1 protein-coding gene is annotated in these 299 nt (G+C 68.6%); it reads left to right on the plus strand.

Annotation, left to right across the window (positions count from 1 at the left end; translation table 11 throughout):
• Positions 1-299 (plus strand): 4-hydroxythreonine-4-phosphate dehydrogenase PdxA (locus H926_RS29945; RefSeq protein ID WP_043611032.1); only part of this gene is annotated, 299 nt, incomplete at both ends.

The raw sequence follows: 299 nt of genomic DNA on the forward strand, positions 1-299 counted from the left end.
GATCACCGCGCGCGCGCTGGTGCGCGATTTCGGCATCGCCCAGCCCCGCCTCGCCGTGGCCGGGCTCAACCCCCACGCCGGCGAAGAAGGCCGCATGGGGCACGAGGACCACAGCTATATCGCCCCCGCCGTTGCCGCGCTCCAGGCCGCCGGCATTGCCGCGCACGGGCCGCTGCCGGCCGACACGATGTTCCATGCCCAGGCCCGCACCACCTATGACGTGGCGATCTGCATGTATCACGATCAGGCGCTGATCCCGTTGAAGGCGCTGGATTTTGATGATGGCGTCAATGTCACGC

Origin of the sequence: Novosphingobium sp. B-7 (assembly GCF_000410615.1) — a bacterium.
Classification (GTDB): domain Bacteria; phylum Pseudomonadota; class Alphaproteobacteria; order Sphingomonadales; family Sphingomonadaceae; genus Novosphingobium; species Novosphingobium capsulatum.